Origin of the sequence: Oceanobacillus luteolus, from assembly GCF_023715655.1 — a bacterium.
Classification (GTDB): Bacteria; Bacillota; Bacilli; order Bacillales; family Amphibacillaceae; genus Oceanobacillus; species Oceanobacillus luteolus.
Map to the genome: position 1 here is coordinate 1 of NZ_JAMBON010000056.1, position 15,511 is coordinate 15,511.

Genomic DNA, 15,511 nt, shown 5'->3' on the forward strand with positions numbered 1-15,511 from the left:
ACCGCCCATTTAACTTCACTAGAATAAACGTTTTTGCCCACGCAAAAACACCTCCGAATTAGTATTGGTTTGATTATACCATTTCGAAGGTGTTTTTTATTGTCTCATTTTATTGTGTTAGTCTAAACACGCCCGGGCTTTTTTAACGTTATGAAACTTTTATTGATTACTATTCGTACTATCATTTAGTTAAAACAGAGTAGGTGATAAATCATGAGACAACCTCCACAACATCTAATCGATCCACGAGCATTAAAAGTCTGGAAAATCAGTGCCGTATTATATACCGGTATCATTTGGGTATTGCTGATAGTAGGAGCCATTCTAACCATCATCAATGATTGGTCTATGCTCTACATCATCATTTCCATATTCCTCCATGGAATAATCAGTTATCTTTTTATATTTCTTTTTCCTAAACTGCGGTATAGGCGCTGGCGATACGAAATCTTTGAACAAGAGATTTATATTCAACATGGAATATTTATTATGACTCGAACTCTCGTGCCCATGATTCGGGTTCAACATGTGGATACAGAGCAAGGTCCACTGATGAAGAAATATCATGTGGCAAGTGTCTCTATTTCTACAGCTGCAACGACGCATGTAATTCCAGCACTTTCTGAAGATGATGCCTCCGATTTAAGAGATCGTATCTCACAACTTGCAAGGGTAGATGAAGATGATGTATAACAAGAAACGACTTCATCCAGCGGCTATAATTTTCAATATGGCTAAACCAATAAAAGAATTCTTTTTCTATTTCATTGTCATCATGTTTGCTGGTGATTTATTCATATTTTTTATTTTTCTTGGAATCTTTTTAGTTCTGAATTTGATTTATGCGGTTCTCACCTGGCACCGTTATTCCTATTATGTTACAGATGAAGCTTTATGGATTGAGTACGGCATCTTCAAACGAACAAAGCGTTCTATTGCAAAAAACCGAATTCAATCCATTGATTTAACGGAGAGTGTTTTACACCGATTATTTAAACTTACCAGCATACAAATCGAAACAGCAGCAGGTGGCGGTTCAAAAGCCGAAGCTACTTTACGGGCTGTTACTCTGGAAGAGGGGAAAAGATTAACAGAAACATTAAAAGAGAGTCAAGAACAGGAATTAGAACTTCTGGAAGAACAAGCACCAATCATGAAAAAAATCACTTTCCAACGCTTATTACTAGCGGGTATCACTTCTGGAGGAGTAGGTCTGATTATCGGATTCCTTGTCGCTGGTTTAGTGGAAATTGAAGAATTGATTCCTGAAAATATATACGATGAAACGTTGGAATGGCTCTTATCTGCGAGTATTTTCCTACTAATAATAGTGGTTCTGATGCTTATGCTTGCTGTTTACTTAATCAGCGTGATATGGGTTATCATCCGTTATGGAAACTTTACCATTAAACGATCAGAAAACGAATTAATCATTACAAGAGGCTTACTGGAAAGAAAGCAGCTGACTATTCCATTCGATCGGATCCAAGCTGTCGGCATCGAGGAAAATATTATCCGTCAAGCTTTCGGTTATGCGTCTGTGTTTGTGGAAATTGCCGGAAGTAAAACAGGTGACCAAATTGCAGACTCAACTATATTATTTCCTTTATTACAAACTAGGGAAATCCCAGCGTTTATGGAAGAGTTTGTTCCGAAGTTCATATGGAATGAAGATGTGGATTGGGTCAAGCCACCGGCATCCGCTTCACCGTTGTATCTGATCCGATCAAGCACCATTTTTGTACTTGCAATCATCCCTGTGTTCATTTTCTTCCCTTCCTTTGTTTGGATTCCAATCGTACTGTCCGGGCTAGCTTTGTTTATGGGCTGGCTGGGCTATAAAGATGCTGGTCTATATGTAAATGATAACAGGCTTTTCATCCGTTACCGGCGGATCACTCGTGTCACTGTCCAGCTATACCACAAGCGGGTTCAGGCTTTCGAAAAAAGACAGAATGTCTTGCAAAGAAGACTTCATTTGGCTACCATGAAGGCATCCATCATTAGCCACGTAGGTGGCAGACATTTTCATATAAATGATGTGATTGAAAACGAAATAGATCAGGTAAGTGATAAATTGGCATATAGAAAAAAAGGTTCCATCTAATGGAACCTTTTTTAAATTTACTTGATTAATCACGTTTACGGCGTTTTTGGAAGTTACCTTTACGGTTGTTTCTTCCCCCACCATAAAAACGTTTATTCTTGGAACGCTGTCCGCCACCTTTAGAATTCATTGCCTTCTTCACACTGATAGGAGCGACTGATGAGATGCGGACCGGTGTATCTCTTCGTTCTTTTGTCAATAAGCTGATTGCAGCAGCAATTACAGTTACTGAATCATGATCCTCCAAGAGTTGTTGTGCTGATTCCTTATAAGAACTTAGATCCTTTTTACTGATTGCTTTTTCAAGTTTTTCAATAGTAACTTGCTGTTGTCCACGTCTTGCATCTTGATTCGTCGGTGGAGTCATACGTTTCATTTTACTTTTTGTCGTTTTTTCGATGAGATGCAAGTGCGCCATTTCTCTAGGCGTCACAAAGGAAATAGCTTCCCCTGTTCTTCCGGCACGGCCTGTACGACCGATACGGTGTACATAGCTTTCTGGATCTTGTGGTATATCAAAGTTATATACATGAGTAACTCCAGAAATATCCAATCCACGAGCAGCTACATCTGTTGCAACTAGCACATCCACACGGCCTTGTTTGAACTTATTCAAAACAGACATACGTTTACCTTGTGTAAGATCTCCGTGAATCCCTTCAGAACGATAGCCTCTAGCTTGTAAACCTTCTGTAACTTCATCCACACGTTTTTTCGTTCTAGCGAAAACGATCGCCAAGTCTGGTGAATGGATATCCAAGTGGTTGTTCAATGTATCGAACTTGAATTTCTCTGGTATTTCGATGAAAAATTGTTCGATATTCGTAACTGTCATTTCTTTTGCTTTAATCTTAACCTCTTTAGGTTCCTTCATCAATGTTGTTGCGATATTTCTAATTTCCTTTGGCATCGTCGCCGAGAAAAGCAACGTTTGTCTTTCCTCTGGAATCGCCTTTAAAATATCGCGGATATCATCGATGAAGCCCATGTTCAACATTTCGTCCGCTTCATCTAAAACTGCAACTTTCACATGATCAACACGAATCGTTCTTCTACGCAAGTGGTCAAGAAGTCTTCCCGGTGTTGCTACAACGATTTGTGGACCATCCTTAAGAGCACGAATTTGCCTATCCATTTGCTGGCCACCGTATACGGCTAAAGCACGAACTCCCATAAATCTTGCAATCCGGTTAATTTCCTCTGCAACCTGAATAGCTAATTCTCTTGTCGGTGCCACAACCAGACCTTGTACTTTACGAAGCTTTGCATCGATCCGTTCGATCATTGGTATACCAAAAGCTGTAGTCTTACCTGTTCCAGTTTGCGCTTGGCCGATTACGTCGTATCCTTCCTTGGCAAGAGGAATGGTCTCCGTTTGAATTGGCGTCGCTTCCTCAAAGCCCATCTGTTCTAACGCCTTCATAATCGGTGCTGAAATACTTAATTCACTAAATTTTGTCACCTAATAGTCTACTCCTTTTGTAGTAATTTATTTAGCTATAAGAGGCCGCTAGCTCGATCTTTCATCACTGAAAATCCTATTTAATCGTATACCCTACCTCTTTGCGGAATATGTCAAAAAAACACTAAATCTACTCAAGAAGGGTTTTAATATTTAAATGGGAAAGTATATTTTCTACCTGTTTATTTCATTATAAAAAGAACACTAGGCTTCCCTTTATCAATTCGGGGCCTCTAATTACTGCTTGTCTTATAATAACACACTTTTGCAATCATTATCCACTGCGCTTCTTTGGGATAACGACTATTAAATGATTTTTTTCCTCATCCATGATAAAATGGAGTAATAATATCAAGTACATGCAACGGACTTTCATTACAGTGAAACCAATAATCAGGAGGACAAGTACCTCCTCCAAGTTACTGGAACGAATTGGGGTGTCAGTGACCATCATCTCCCACCTATGTGACCTGGATATTACTTTATTCTTCAAGTCGGAGGTTAACGGACACTTACACCAGGGCAAAGGAGTTTTTGTATGCGCCTTCCTGCATTTAATCCTAAAGCAGCTTTATTTATTGGAGTAATTGCCATCTCCACTTCTGCAATTTTTGTCAGACTTGCTGAAGATGCACCTGCAGCAATCATTGCTTTTTACCGTTTACTTTTTGCTGTAATATTAATGTCTCCATTTATCTTTTACAAATACCGGCAAGAATTTAAAGAAATATCTTCAGCAAATTGGATTTTCTCCATTTTAGCTGGAATTTTTCTAGCATTGCACTTCATCTTATGGTTCGAATCATTGAACCATACATCTGTAGCAAGTTCTGTCGTATTTGTATCCATTCAACCGTTATTTGCTTTTCTAGGGACTTACTTGTTATTTCAGGAACGATTCTCTTATGGCACCATCATCAGTATGATTATTGCTCTATTTGGTGGCATCATTATCGGTTGGGGAGACTTGCAGTTAAATGGAACTGCAATACTTGGAGATATTCTGGCAATACTTGGTGCAGTTGCTATAACGGGTTATTTTTTGATCGGCCAATCAACAAGGAAAAGTTTATCTCTCATGACATATACCTTTATCGTATATGGAATCGCATCCATTACTCTTTTTCTTTACAATATAATTTTACAAAATCCCTTTACGGGGTATAGTACAACGAGTTGGTGGGCATTTTTAGCTTTGGCAGTCATTCCGACTTTCTTTGGACATTCCATTTTTAATTGGTGCCTACGCTGGCTAAGTACGACTACAGTATCAATGGCTGGCTTATTAGAGCCGGTAGGAGCATCCATTTTAGCTTACTTTTTCCTAAATGAAGTCGTTACTTGGTCACAATTCCTTGGTGGAACCATTGTAATTTTCGGATTGTATTTATTCATAATCAGTACCTCCAAAAAAGCGGGCATTACGATCTCGCAAAAGGTAAAATAAAATAGTTAGGCGGTGCCATTATGCAGATTCAGCTGATGACAGATGGTGGAGCGGATGTTCCACAACACTTAATCGAAAAACTCGAACTTGAAATCGTTCCTCTCTACTTACATTTTAGTGACGGAGAATACAAAACAGGAGTCACCTTAAATCTGAATGACTTTCATAAGAAGGTAAAAGATTTGAACGAGGTTCCTCAATCTGCGGCTCCAAGTCCCAATGATTTCTATGAAGCTTTTAAAAAGGTTCCTAAAGATCGATCCATCATGATGTTCAGCATCTCCAAGGAATTAAGCAGTACGTATCAAAATGCTGTAGCTGCCAAAGAAATGATTCTTGAAGAAGAACCTGAACGGAAGATTGCAGTCATTAATACGAAAACAGCGTCGGGGGCAATCGCCCTGCTTTTATATGACGTATATCTAAAAATAAAATCAGGATATACATTCGAAGAGGCCGTCAATCACGCAGAAGAACGCGTTGAAAGTACAGCAACCCTATTTGTTCTGCAAACCTTGGACAACCTTGTTCGTGGTGGCAGGGTATCAAAAGTGACTGGAAAAATTGCAAAAACATTAAACATCAAACTATTAATGAGAGCTAGTGACGAGGGAACCATTGAAGTCACTGAAAAAATACGTGGTGAGAAAAAAGCATTACGCCGCTTCATTGATCAGATCGGTGAATATGCCAAAAATACAGAAAGCAAACATTTATACATGACCCACTGCAACGATGAATCCAGAGCCAAGAAACTGCTAAATGAAATAAAAAGCAAATACCCATTTAAAGAGACTTTTCTCACTGAAATGGGCCCACTAATCGCAACCCATGGTGGAGAAGGTGCAATTGTAATTGCCTTCTTTAAAGATAGGAAATAATGTGTCCTTGAATAGCCATGTGTAAATATCTATTTCCCCATGTAAAAAGAGTCTGCTTCATTTAAAAGCAGACTCTTTTTATTCATCTTTTTCCAAAAAGTCATGAACCATCACGTTAATTGTATCTTTATCGTCACCTAAACATAATAGATGCCTGGAACGGTCTAAGAGTACAATTTCCTTATACTCCGAATGAATCTCCTTATCAAGGTAATAGGCAGTTTTATAAGGAACCATGCTGTCCTGTTGGCCATGGGCAATCAATACTGGTGTATCGACATCCTTCAAATATGGTCTTGTAAAATTGATAAGCTTCATGAATTCGATGTTTGCTTTTATCGGAACTTGACCAAATTTTTTCTTATAATGGTTATATATTTTGTTATTCTCAAGTTCACCCTTCAAACCATCGCGAATAACTTCATGGATATCTGCTCTTATTTGTTTAAAGTCCAAATACTTCCCAGCAGTTGCAAGCAATACCAATTTGTCCACATTATATTTTGCAGCCAAATAGGCCGCAATCATTCCACCCATGGAAAACCCGACGATATATATTTCATCATACTTTGCAGTCATTTTTCTTAATGTATTCTCTGCATCTGTTATCCAATCTTTATAAGTGGTATTCTCTAAATGAAGTTCCTTACCATGTCCAGTTAAGGTCGGTGTCTCAATATGCCAGTCAGTTTGTTCCTTTAAATATTCAGCTAAAGGTCCTAACTCATATGGTCCACCTGTAAAACCATGGATCAATAAACAACCAATCATTCGTATCTCCTCTTTCACGATACATACGCTTTTTTCTTATAGTATCTGTCTGTATTTGATATTTATCCTTTAATTGTTGTTACGATGGAGGTCATTGTAGTATAGGAATAAAGCGTTTGAATGGCTATGCCCTAAATGCTCTAAACAATGAACTTAATTGTTTTACTATTGGTGACACTTGGTGATATGTGCTCGCAAGCTGATTTATTGTGCCCATCATTTTATCCAGATTCACTTGTCCATTTGAATCGGTAAATGCCCCAAGCATTCCAGGAGCAACATTTTGATTTTGGTTCGCCATATTGGGATCTTGATTTGCATATAATACATCCAATGGTTGTGGTGGTTTAGCGAATAGTTCATATGGAGTCATAGGTTGTTGTGGATGATAAGGTGTATGCATTTGGTAGGGCGGCATTTGTTGGGTAAATGGTGGCGACTGACGAAACTGGAAAGCTTGATGATAGTGTCTTGTTCTGTCATCCATAAATTAACACCTCTTTAAACAAACATTACGTATATACTATAAAATATGCAGAGGTGTCCTTAATTGTTATACCCAATGTTCAGTGTTCAAATCATACACTGTAGAGAGCACTTCGTATTTTTTCTTTTTGGTACCCCAAGATCGCACGCTTCTCACCTTTGATAAAGGTCGCGGGAGTACCGAAAATTCCTTTATTCTGTAATTCCTTCATATAGCCTCTTTCTCGCGATACATTTTTCACTTTATATGGGACATTATACGCTTCAATCAGCTCAATGACTTTCAAGCACTGTTTATTATTATCACTTACATAAACCACTACATCATGTTCTGTCATCCATTATTCCTCCAAACAATTTCTTATAACAAGAAAATATCTATAATTGTTCATACCCTTTCAAGCATGTTCTAAACAATTTTGAAGTCATATGCTTCATTCACATCCTGATTATTCAGGAAACCTTTACATGCCGTCCTTTCTGTCTTCTCCAATCAATTATTTACTTTTCTTAATTTCATGTAAAAGTCTTCAAAATAGACTAGATTTTTATCTGATAATAGTATTTAATAGGTTATGAAAGGTATTTTTTCAATTATTAGGAGGGTCATGATGAAAAAACTTTATAGTCTTTTGCTAATTTTAGCATTGGCGCTATTCCTTGCGGCTTGTGGAAGTTCTGATGACGCAGACAATAGCACAAACGACTCAGAGGAAACTGAAAATACTGAATCCGGTTCAGGAGATTCTGAAGGAACGGTACCCGATACAATCGTAATGGGATTTGTACCATCTCAAGATTCTGATACAATCGCTGAAACAGTAGAACCACTTGCTGAACGTCTGAGTGAAGAACTTGGAGTCGAAGTACAAGGTAATGTAATGACTAACTATAACGCATTAGTTGAAGCAATGGGATCAAATCAAGTACATATTGGATTCATTCCGGCATTCGGTTATGTTCTTGCTAATGAACAATATGATGTAGAGGTTATCTTAAAATCCATCCGTCATGGTTCAGGAACATACAAAGCACAATACATTGTCCATGCTGATTCTGGTATTGAAAGCTTAGCAGATTTAGAAGGTAAAACTTGGGCATACGGTGACCAAGGTTCAACTTCTGGATACTTATTCCCAGCAAGCCAACTAATGGAAGAATTTGGCTACAATACTGCTGCGGAACTTGAAAGTGATTTCTTCGGCGGTACGCTTCAAACAGGAGGCCATGACAACTCTGCCATTGCCGTTCTTGAAGGGGATGCAGACGTAGCAACTACGTTTGACGATGTTCGTACTACTCTTGAAGAAGAATACCCAACAATCATGGATGATCTTGTCGTCTTAGATTACACAGATGAGATTCCTAACGATACGATCTCTGTTACTAAAGAACTTGATGATGAACTTGTGCAAAAAATCAAAGATGCATTCCTTTCATTCAACGATGATGAAGAAATGATCAAAATCATGAATGATGTATACAACTGGGATGCTATTGATGAAGCATCTGACGAAGAATACCAAGTAGTTAAAGACACTTATCAAAAGTTCAAAGACAACATCGAACTTTAATCAGTGACAAAATAATATTCAACGCTTAATTAAGCGGAAAATAATAATCTTACCTATGAAAAAGGGGAGTACTTACTCCCCTTTTTCATGATTTACAAAATGGAATAAATACCGTGCTCATTAGCTTGCTATGGGACTGGTCGTGGCCAGTCTGAACAAAGTGAGCGACTATGGACTCTCCATACGTCGCTACACGGGCAATTTCGCTCTTGTGCTACTTTAAGACATACCTATTTATGGAGGAAAATAATGATTCAATTTAAAGATGTCGATCTTGTTTATCCAAATGGAACAGTCGGTTTAAAGAATGTAAACCTTACAATAAATGATGGAGAGTTCGTTGTCGTTGTTGGTTTATCAGGAGCTGGAAAATCTACTCTCATCCGCAGTATCAATCGCCTGGTCACTCCAACCTCTGGAGAGCTTTTAGTCGATAATGAAGATATCCTTAAATATCGGGGAAGCGACTTACGTAAACTCCGTACAAAAACAGGAATGATTTTCCAAAATTATAATTTAGTAAAACGCTCCAGTGTAATTAAAAACGTCCTCGCTGGCCGTTTAGGACATACAGGGACATTGCGATCCATTTTTAACGCATACAAAAAAGAAGATGTTGGACTTGCCTATGAAAGTTTGAAAAGAGTCAATATTGCAGAGAAAATATACAACCGTGCAGATGAACTTAGTGGCGGACAGCAGCAGCGTGTAAGCATCGCCCGTGTATTGACCCAACAGCCAAAATATATTTTAGCAGACGAGCCTGTAGCATCCCTGGACCCACCAACTTCACATCAAGTAATGACATATCTAAGAAAGATTAATAAAGAAGATAACCTAACTACTATTGTTAACCTCCATTTTATTGATATGGCAATGGAATATGCAGATCGTATTATTGGAATGCGTGCGGGCGAAGTAGTATTTGATGGCCCAGTGTCTGAAGTCACAGAAAAAACATTCGAAGAAATATATGGCCGTTCGATACGTGAGGATGACTTGCGTGGGGGGGCAGATCAGTCGTGACCAACGAAAAGAAAACAATAACGAACCGTGACGTCCCAGCAATTTACCCGGTAAAAACAAAAATACAAGTATCCGTGATTTTTTTCGTTGTACTAGCAATCTACCTTACTAGTATGACATGGACTCAATCCCAAATGGCAGGCGGCTTTACCGGTGCGTTAGGTAATATGTTTAATGTAATGGTGAAATTTTTCCCGCCAAACACCGCGGTTATTCCTGCAGTATGGGGGCCAATGGTCGAAACCATTCAAATGGCAATTATCGCCACTACCGTTGCAGCGATTTTAACCGTTCCATTAGCTCTATTAGCTGCAGAAAACGTAACTACCAACAAGCCTCTATACTTAATCACACGTACTTTCTTAAATATTTTGCGTACAATACCTGACTTAGTGTTGGCTGTAATATTTGTCGGTTTGTTTGGAATAGGTCTATTTCCTGGTATATTAGCACTTATTATTTTCTCTCTAGGAATTTTAGCAAAACTTATCAGTGAAACGATTGAAGCAGTAGACATGAACCCGATGGAAGCGATGCGTGCGTCTGGCGCCAATGTATTTCAGATGATTTGGTATGCGCTGATACCGCAAGTGTTGCCACAGTATGTATCACTTGTACTTTATGTTTTCGAAATCAACATTAGAGCGTCTGTTGTTTTAGGACTTGTTGGAGCTGGCGGAATCGGTTTAATCCTCAACCAACAACTCGGTTTCTATAACTATCCAAACGCAATGATGATCATCATTATTATCTTTATTGTTGTCATCGCTATTGAATATATCAGTACGAAGATTAGGGAGGCATTGATCTAATGGAAAAAGAATTTACATTACCTCCTAAACCGAAGAATTCTACTTTTAAGCTCATCCGTAATATTGTCATTACAGTGTTGGTCATAGCTTTATACGTATGGACGTTTACAAGTATCGATATCGATTGGGGACGAGCAATCGAACGTGCTGCCAACAACTTCCAACGGGTTATTCCACAATTATTCAGCCCTGATTGGAGTGCGACAGGAAAAGTTGCCCTTAGTATGTTAGAGACTGTATTCATTGCCTTCGCTGGCTCCTTAATGGCTGCAATTCTTGCTGTGCCTCTCGCTTTCCTGGCTGCAAGAAATATGATGGGCGGAGTCATTATTTCGACGATAGGTAAATGGATTCTTTCAGCAGTTCGTGCATTTCCAGATATCATCCTGGCAATTTTATTTGTTGTTGCTGTAGGACCGAATGCTTTTGCCGGGGTTCTAGCCATCGCAATCGGCTCGACTGGTATGCTTGGTAAAATGTTCGCTGAGATACTTGAAGGTATTGACATGAACGTTGTAGAAGCAATGGAAGCGAGCGGGGCAAATAAAATCCAGATCTTATTCCATGGTGTATTACCGCAGATTACACCAGAGTTCCTCTCTTATGCAATTTACCGATTTGAGGTTGATATCCGTGCCTCCTCCATCCTCGGTATTGTAGGTGCGGGTGGTATAGGTACATTAATTATCTTTGCTTCAAACAATCGAAATTGGAGCGAGATGGGAACCATATTACTGGCAATTATTCTCGTAGTTACTGTAATCGACTTCGCCTCTGCACGAATCAGACGCAAAATCGTCTAGAAGACCTTACTATTTTGAAATTAATAAGTCCCCAGGCAAACCCCTGTGGGACTTTTTTCGAAGGGAGTTATCTTTTTGCAACAAGAACAAATAACCATTCTTTATACAAGTGATATTCACGGCCATATACTTCCCATCAACTATGGGAACAACAAGCCAGAAGATATCGGCTTGGTTAAATATGCAACCATAGTAAAACAAGCACGACAGGCAAAGAAAAACTTGATTGTCCTTGATAATGGAGATCTCATTCAAGGAACTCCATTAATGACAAACTTTGTAAAGAACTATAGTTATAGAGAAAACCCTACGATTGGGATTATGAATCAATTGAACATAGATGCCGGAGTACTGGGAAACCATGAATTCAACTTCGGCAAGGATATTATATCTTCTGCAGTTGGACAAGCGGAGTACCCTATCCTATCCGCGAATATTTTGGATAGCGAGACCGAGAAACCTGCATTTGGTCCTCCCTATATCACCAAACAATTTTCCAATGGTATAAGACTTGCGATTATTGGAGTAACCACCCATTACATCCCTAATTGGGAATCCCCTGAACATATTAAGGGATTAAAATTTGCCGATGCCCTCGAAACATTAAAAAAATGGGCTGCCTATGTTAAGGTAAATGAAGCACCTGACGTCATCATCGCTTCCTATCATGGTGGATTTGAAGCTGATTTGGAAACAGGTACGCCAACTGAAATATATACAGGTGAAAATCAGGGTTATAAAATGTGCATGGAAATTCCGGAGATTGATGTGTTGTTGACCGGACACCAACACCGGAAACTGACAGGATTCATCAATGACGTACTTGTCATTCAACCTGGCAATAATGGAACACACTACGGAGAAGTTAGTTTACAACTTACTAAAAATGCTGAAGGCAAATGGCAGATTGCAAATAAGGAAGCATCCTTACATAACTTGGAGCAGGTAGAGAACGATGATGAAGTTCTCCATTATATTAATCCGCTTGAAAAAGCGACACAAGCATGGCTGGACGAACCTATTGGTTATATTAATGGCGATATGACGATTACTGATCCTTTGGAAGCACGGATCAAAAAGCATCCTTTCATCCAATTCATCCAAAATGTTCAGATGGAAGCAAGCGGGGCCGATATTTCTGTCACTTCGCTTTTGAACAATAATTCACTTGGTTTCACTTCCACAGTGACCATGAGAGATGTTGTTTCCAACTATATGTACCCGAATACACTCGTCGTACTGGAACTGAGTGGAAAAGATATAATAAAAGCTCTTGAACAGACCGCCCAATACTTTACATTAACAGACGCAGGTGAGATTACTGTCAATCCAGTCTACATTGAACCGAAGCCACAACATTATAATTATGACATGTGGGAAGGTATTGAATATACTTTTAACATTTCAAAACCAATGGGAGAACGCGTAGAACATGTCACATACCATGGAGAGCCGCTTATGGACGACAACACCTATAAAGTCGTACTCAATAATTACCGTGCATCCGGTGGTGGGGATTATGCAATGTTCCAAGGGAAAAAAGTTGTAAAGGAAATTCAAAAAGATGCCGTTGAATTGATCCAGGAGTATTTTGAGAAGTATCATATAGTAGAAGCAAAGACAGTGGATAATTTTAAAGTAATCAAATAATGTTTTACTTCATGGAGTGGGTCCTCTACTACCCACTCCTTTTCTTTTTCCTAAAACTAATTAAATAATCCCCAAATCCTTCTGTACCTTATGTTTATAGTCAATATACTCTTGATTGAAATTAGGGTTGATATTTTCATATTTGCTCATCTTGAAATCCCATTTATTGATCTGATAACAGAAAACATCACTTTTTACAGCTGGATCATTTTCTGCAAACTGTATTGCATCCTCTTCTTTCTCAACGTCGATTACAACAGCTCCTCCAACAGAACCTGCAAATGGACCAGCCATAATTACTTTGCCCTCGTTATAGCCTGATTGAACATATACTGCATGCTCTGGCATATAAGGCTGATTATGAAGAACTACACCTTCTATCCAATTTTTCGATGGAGTCAATAATATAAGATATCTCATTCCTATCTCCCCTTTTTATTTATTAGAATTACTCCTCCCAACTTATCATCGCCATCCTGTCCTGTAACGAGTTCAATAGCAGGATACCGCCTGTTGGTGATATCCATCTCCAACTCTCTCCCACACCTATTTCAATTCCTTTCTATCTCATACGAGGAAAACCTGCCTTCAGTTTCAACTCTTTAATCAAATAAAAAACCGATGATTGAATAAAGTAGACGCAAATAATGGATATTAACTAATACAGTGGATAAGAAATGATACAAATGCAAGATTAATCACAATACAAAGAGGATGAAACTGCATAATGGTCAAAAAAAGAAGGCAATTTTCAAGTGTTTTTACGTACGCTGCCATTGTTGTTGGGATACTGGTACTACTGGGTGCTTTTTTTCCAGATCGTTTTGGAAGTACAGCTGGTGCAATTAGTGACTGGATTTCAGCAACATTCGGTTGGTACTACATGACGATATTTACTCTGATTCTATTTTTTTGTGTGTTTTTAGGAGTCAGCCCTATTGGAAAACTAAAACTCGGTAGACCGAACGATAAACCAGAATTCAAAACATTATCCTGGTTGACAATGTTGTTTAGTGCAGGGATGGGAATAGGATTAGTATTTTATGGTTCCTCTGAACCAATTTCACATTACCTTGCTCCACCTACTGCCGACCCGGAGACCAAAGCTGCTCTGGCAGAAGCAATGCGTTCCACCATCTTACATTATGGATTTCATCCATGGGCTGTTTACGGAATCGTTGCCCTCGCATTAGCATACTCTCAGTTCCGTAAAGGAGAAGTAGGTTTAATCTCCAAAACGTTACGACCAATCTTAGGAGACCGAGTGGATGGAGCGCTCGGAATAATTGTTGATGTATTAACGGTATTCGTCACAGTAATTGGTGTGGCTGTTTCCTTAGGAATCGGGGCAATGCAAATTAACGGGGGCCTCAATTACCTCTTCGGTATCCCTTATGGTCAACTCAGCCAAGGAATCATTATCGCCATTGTCACTGTTTTATTCATCTATAGCGCATGGAGTGGTTTAAGTAAAGGGATCCAATATTTAAGTAATCTAAATATGGTATTAGCAGGGTTATTGTTTGCAGCCATCTTAATTCTTGGACCAACATTGACGATTCTCAATATGATGACGAGTGCAACCGGAGATTATTTAAATACGCTATTATACAATAGCTTGGATGTAGCTCCATTGAACGGGCAGAAACGAGAGTGGATGAATACCTGGACGATTTATTATTGGGGCTGGTGGATGAGTTGGAGTCCATTTGTCGGTATTTTCATTGCGAGGATTTCCCGGGGAAGAACGATTCGAGAATTTGTTTTTGGAGTATTAGTCGTTCCCACCCTAGTAAGTATATTCTGGTTTAGCGCCTTTGGCCTTACTGGAGTTGAAGTAGGGCAACAAGCGCCTCATATCTTTGAAATGCCGCCTGAAACACAACTGTTTGGTATTTTTAATGAATTACCCATGAGTTTTCTTTTCTCTATGTTTACATTAATACTCATTGCTTCATTTTTTATTACCTCTGCAGATTCAGCAACATTCGTACTCGGTATGCAGACTTCATTTGGTACTTTAAGTCCTGCTGGTTATATCAAAATCGTTTGGGGCGTAGGGCTTGCAGCTATCGCCTTTATACTGCTGTTATCAGGCGGGGAGACCGGGTTGACTGCGTTACAATCCGCCGCCATTATATCTGCATTGCCATTTAGTTTTGTCGTCATATTGATGGCACTCGCCTTTTATAAGGATGCCAATAGAGAAAGGGAATACTTAGGATTAACGATTAAACCTGATAAGAAAAGATTGGAAGAATATATAGAGAGAGTAAATGATGAACAAAATACAAAGTAAGAGCATAATAAATACCCTCCTGCCATTTACATGGAGGAGGGACTTACTTATATATAAATCGTACTTGGGCTTGTCAAATAAAGTGTGTAAGTTCCCATTTATTCAAGGTACTTTAACACCCTATCTTTCAGTTCATCATGAAGAAGAAGCTGGTTCATAACCATGGCCCAGTTTTGAATGCGACCACCCTCCC

General features: G+C 38.9%; 16 protein-coding genes. 10 read left to right on the forward strand and 6 right to left on the reverse strand.

The genetic code is table 11. The features are described from left to right. Positions 1–213: 213 nt before the first annotated feature. Positions 214–693 carry a PH domain-containing protein gene (locus tag M3210_RS18260; RefSeq protein WP_251517374.1) on the forward strand — a complete coding sequence of 160 codons (480 nt, stop codon included), beginning with the start codon at positions 214–216 and terminating at the stop codon, positions 691–693. Next, entirely contained in the window at positions 683–2,107 is a 1,425-nt protein-coding gene (locus M3210_RS18265) for a PH domain-containing protein (RefSeq protein WP_251517376.1), read from the forward strand. The genes M3210_RS18260 and M3210_RS18265 overlap by 11 nt, the downstream gene beginning before the upstream one ends. A 25-nt stretch (positions 2,108–2,132) precedes the next feature. Here M3210_RS18265 and cshA read toward each other — a convergent pair whose 3' ends face one another. Both cshA and M3210_RS18275 read right to left on the reverse strand, forming a co-directional pair. Then, complete coding sequence (cshA, locus tag M3210_RS18270) at positions 2,133–3,569, reverse strand: degradosome RNA helicase CshA (RefSeq protein ID WP_251517379.1); 1,437 nt, start codon at positions 3,567–3,569, stop codon at positions 2,133–2,135. 274 nt (positions 3,570–3,843) lie between these two features. Further along, on the reverse strand, positions 3,844–4,020 hold the full coding sequence (locus M3210_RS18275) for a hypothetical protein (protein WP_251517381.1): 177 nt from the start codon (positions 4,018–4,020) through the stop codon (positions 3,844–3,846). An 87-nt stretch (positions 4,021–4,107) separates the two neighbouring features. On the opposite strand from M3210_RS18275, the gene M3210_RS18280 reads away from it, so the two are divergent. After that, positions 4,108–5,016 (forward strand): DMT family transporter, encoded by a 909-nt coding sequence (locus M3210_RS18280; protein ID WP_251517383.1) that lies wholly within the window; start codon positions 4,108–4,110, stop codon positions 5,014–5,016. Positions 5,017–5,036: 20 nt separating this feature from the next. Next, positions 5,037–5,897: a DegV family protein gene (locus tag M3210_RS18285; RefSeq protein ID WP_251517385.1), complete on the forward strand. Its 861-nt coding sequence runs from the start codon at positions 5,037–5,039 to the stop codon at positions 5,895–5,897. A gap of 78 nt (positions 5,898–5,975) precedes the next feature. On the opposite strand, the gene M3210_RS18290 is transcribed toward M3210_RS18285, so the two are convergent. The 3 genes from M3210_RS18290 to M3210_RS18300 form a co-directional block, all read right to left on the reverse strand. Next, positions 5,976–6,668 carry an alpha/beta hydrolase gene (locus M3210_RS18290; protein ID WP_251517387.1) on the reverse strand — a complete coding sequence of 231 codons (693 nt, stop codon included), beginning with the start codon at positions 6,666–6,668 and terminating at the stop codon, positions 5,976–5,978. Between the two features lie 124 nt (positions 6,669–6,792). Then, positions 6,793–7,155, reverse strand: a complete 363-nt coding sequence (locus M3210_RS18295) for a YppG family protein (RefSeq protein WP_251517389.1) — start codon at positions 7,153–7,155, stop codon at positions 6,793–6,795. Between the two features lie 91 nt (positions 7,156–7,246). Further along, positions 7,247–7,492: a glutaredoxin domain-containing protein gene (locus M3210_RS18300; RefSeq protein ID WP_251517390.1), complete on the reverse strand. Its 246-nt coding sequence runs from the start codon at positions 7,490–7,492 to the stop codon at positions 7,247–7,249. Positions 7,493–7,765: 273 nt separating this feature from the next. On the opposite strand from M3210_RS18300, the gene M3210_RS18305 reads away from it, so the two are divergent. The 5 genes from M3210_RS18305 (at position 7,766) to M3210_RS18325 (ending at position 13,019) form a co-directional block, all read left to right on the forward strand. Beyond that, a complete protein-coding gene (locus tag M3210_RS18305) occupies positions 7,766–8,728 on the forward strand; it encodes a phosphate/phosphite/phosphonate ABC transporter substrate-binding protein (RefSeq protein ID WP_251517391.1) in 963 nt (320 codons plus the stop codon). A 249-nt stretch (positions 8,729–8,977) separates the two neighbouring features. Then, a complete protein-coding gene (phnC, locus tag M3210_RS18310; RefSeq protein WP_251517393.1) occupies positions 8,978–9,754 on the forward strand; it encodes a phosphonate ABC transporter ATP-binding protein in 777 nt (258 codons plus the stop codon). Next, positions 9,751–10,566: a phosphonate ABC transporter, permease protein PhnE gene (phnE, locus tag M3210_RS18315; RefSeq protein ID WP_251517395.1), complete on the forward strand. Its 816-nt coding sequence runs from the start codon at positions 9,751–9,753 to the stop codon at positions 10,564–10,566. Before phnC ends, phnE (M3210_RS18315) begins: the two co-directional genes overlap by 4 nt. Next, positions 10,566–11,369 carry a phosphonate ABC transporter, permease protein PhnE gene (gene phnE, locus M3210_RS18320; protein ID WP_251517396.1) on the forward strand — a complete coding sequence of 268 codons (804 nt, stop codon included), beginning with the start codon at positions 10,566–10,568 and terminating at the stop codon, positions 11,367–11,369. The genes phnE (M3210_RS18315) and phnE (M3210_RS18320) overlap by 1 nt, the downstream gene beginning before the upstream one ends. Before the next feature lie 75 nt (positions 11,370–11,444). Further along, positions 11,445–13,019 (forward strand): bifunctional metallophosphatase/5'-nucleotidase, encoded by a 1,575-nt coding sequence (locus tag M3210_RS18325; RefSeq protein ID WP_251517398.1) that lies wholly within the window; start codon positions 11,445–11,447, stop codon positions 13,017–13,019. A gap of 60 nt (positions 13,020–13,079) precedes the next feature. Here M3210_RS18325 and M3210_RS18330 read toward each other — a convergent pair whose 3' ends face one another. Next, positions 13,080–13,439 carry a YciI family protein gene (locus tag M3210_RS18330; RefSeq protein WP_251517401.1) on the reverse strand — a complete coding sequence of 120 codons (360 nt, stop codon included), beginning with the start codon at positions 13,437–13,439 and terminating at the stop codon, positions 13,080–13,082. Positions 13,440–13,746: 307 nt separating this feature from the next. Between M3210_RS18330 and M3210_RS18335 the strand changes: the two genes are divergently transcribed. Beyond that, a complete protein-coding gene (locus tag M3210_RS18335; protein ID WP_251517403.1) occupies positions 13,747–15,318 on the forward strand; it encodes a BCCT family transporter in 1,572 nt (523 codons plus the stop codon). Positions 15,319–15,511: the final 193 nt, after the last annotated feature.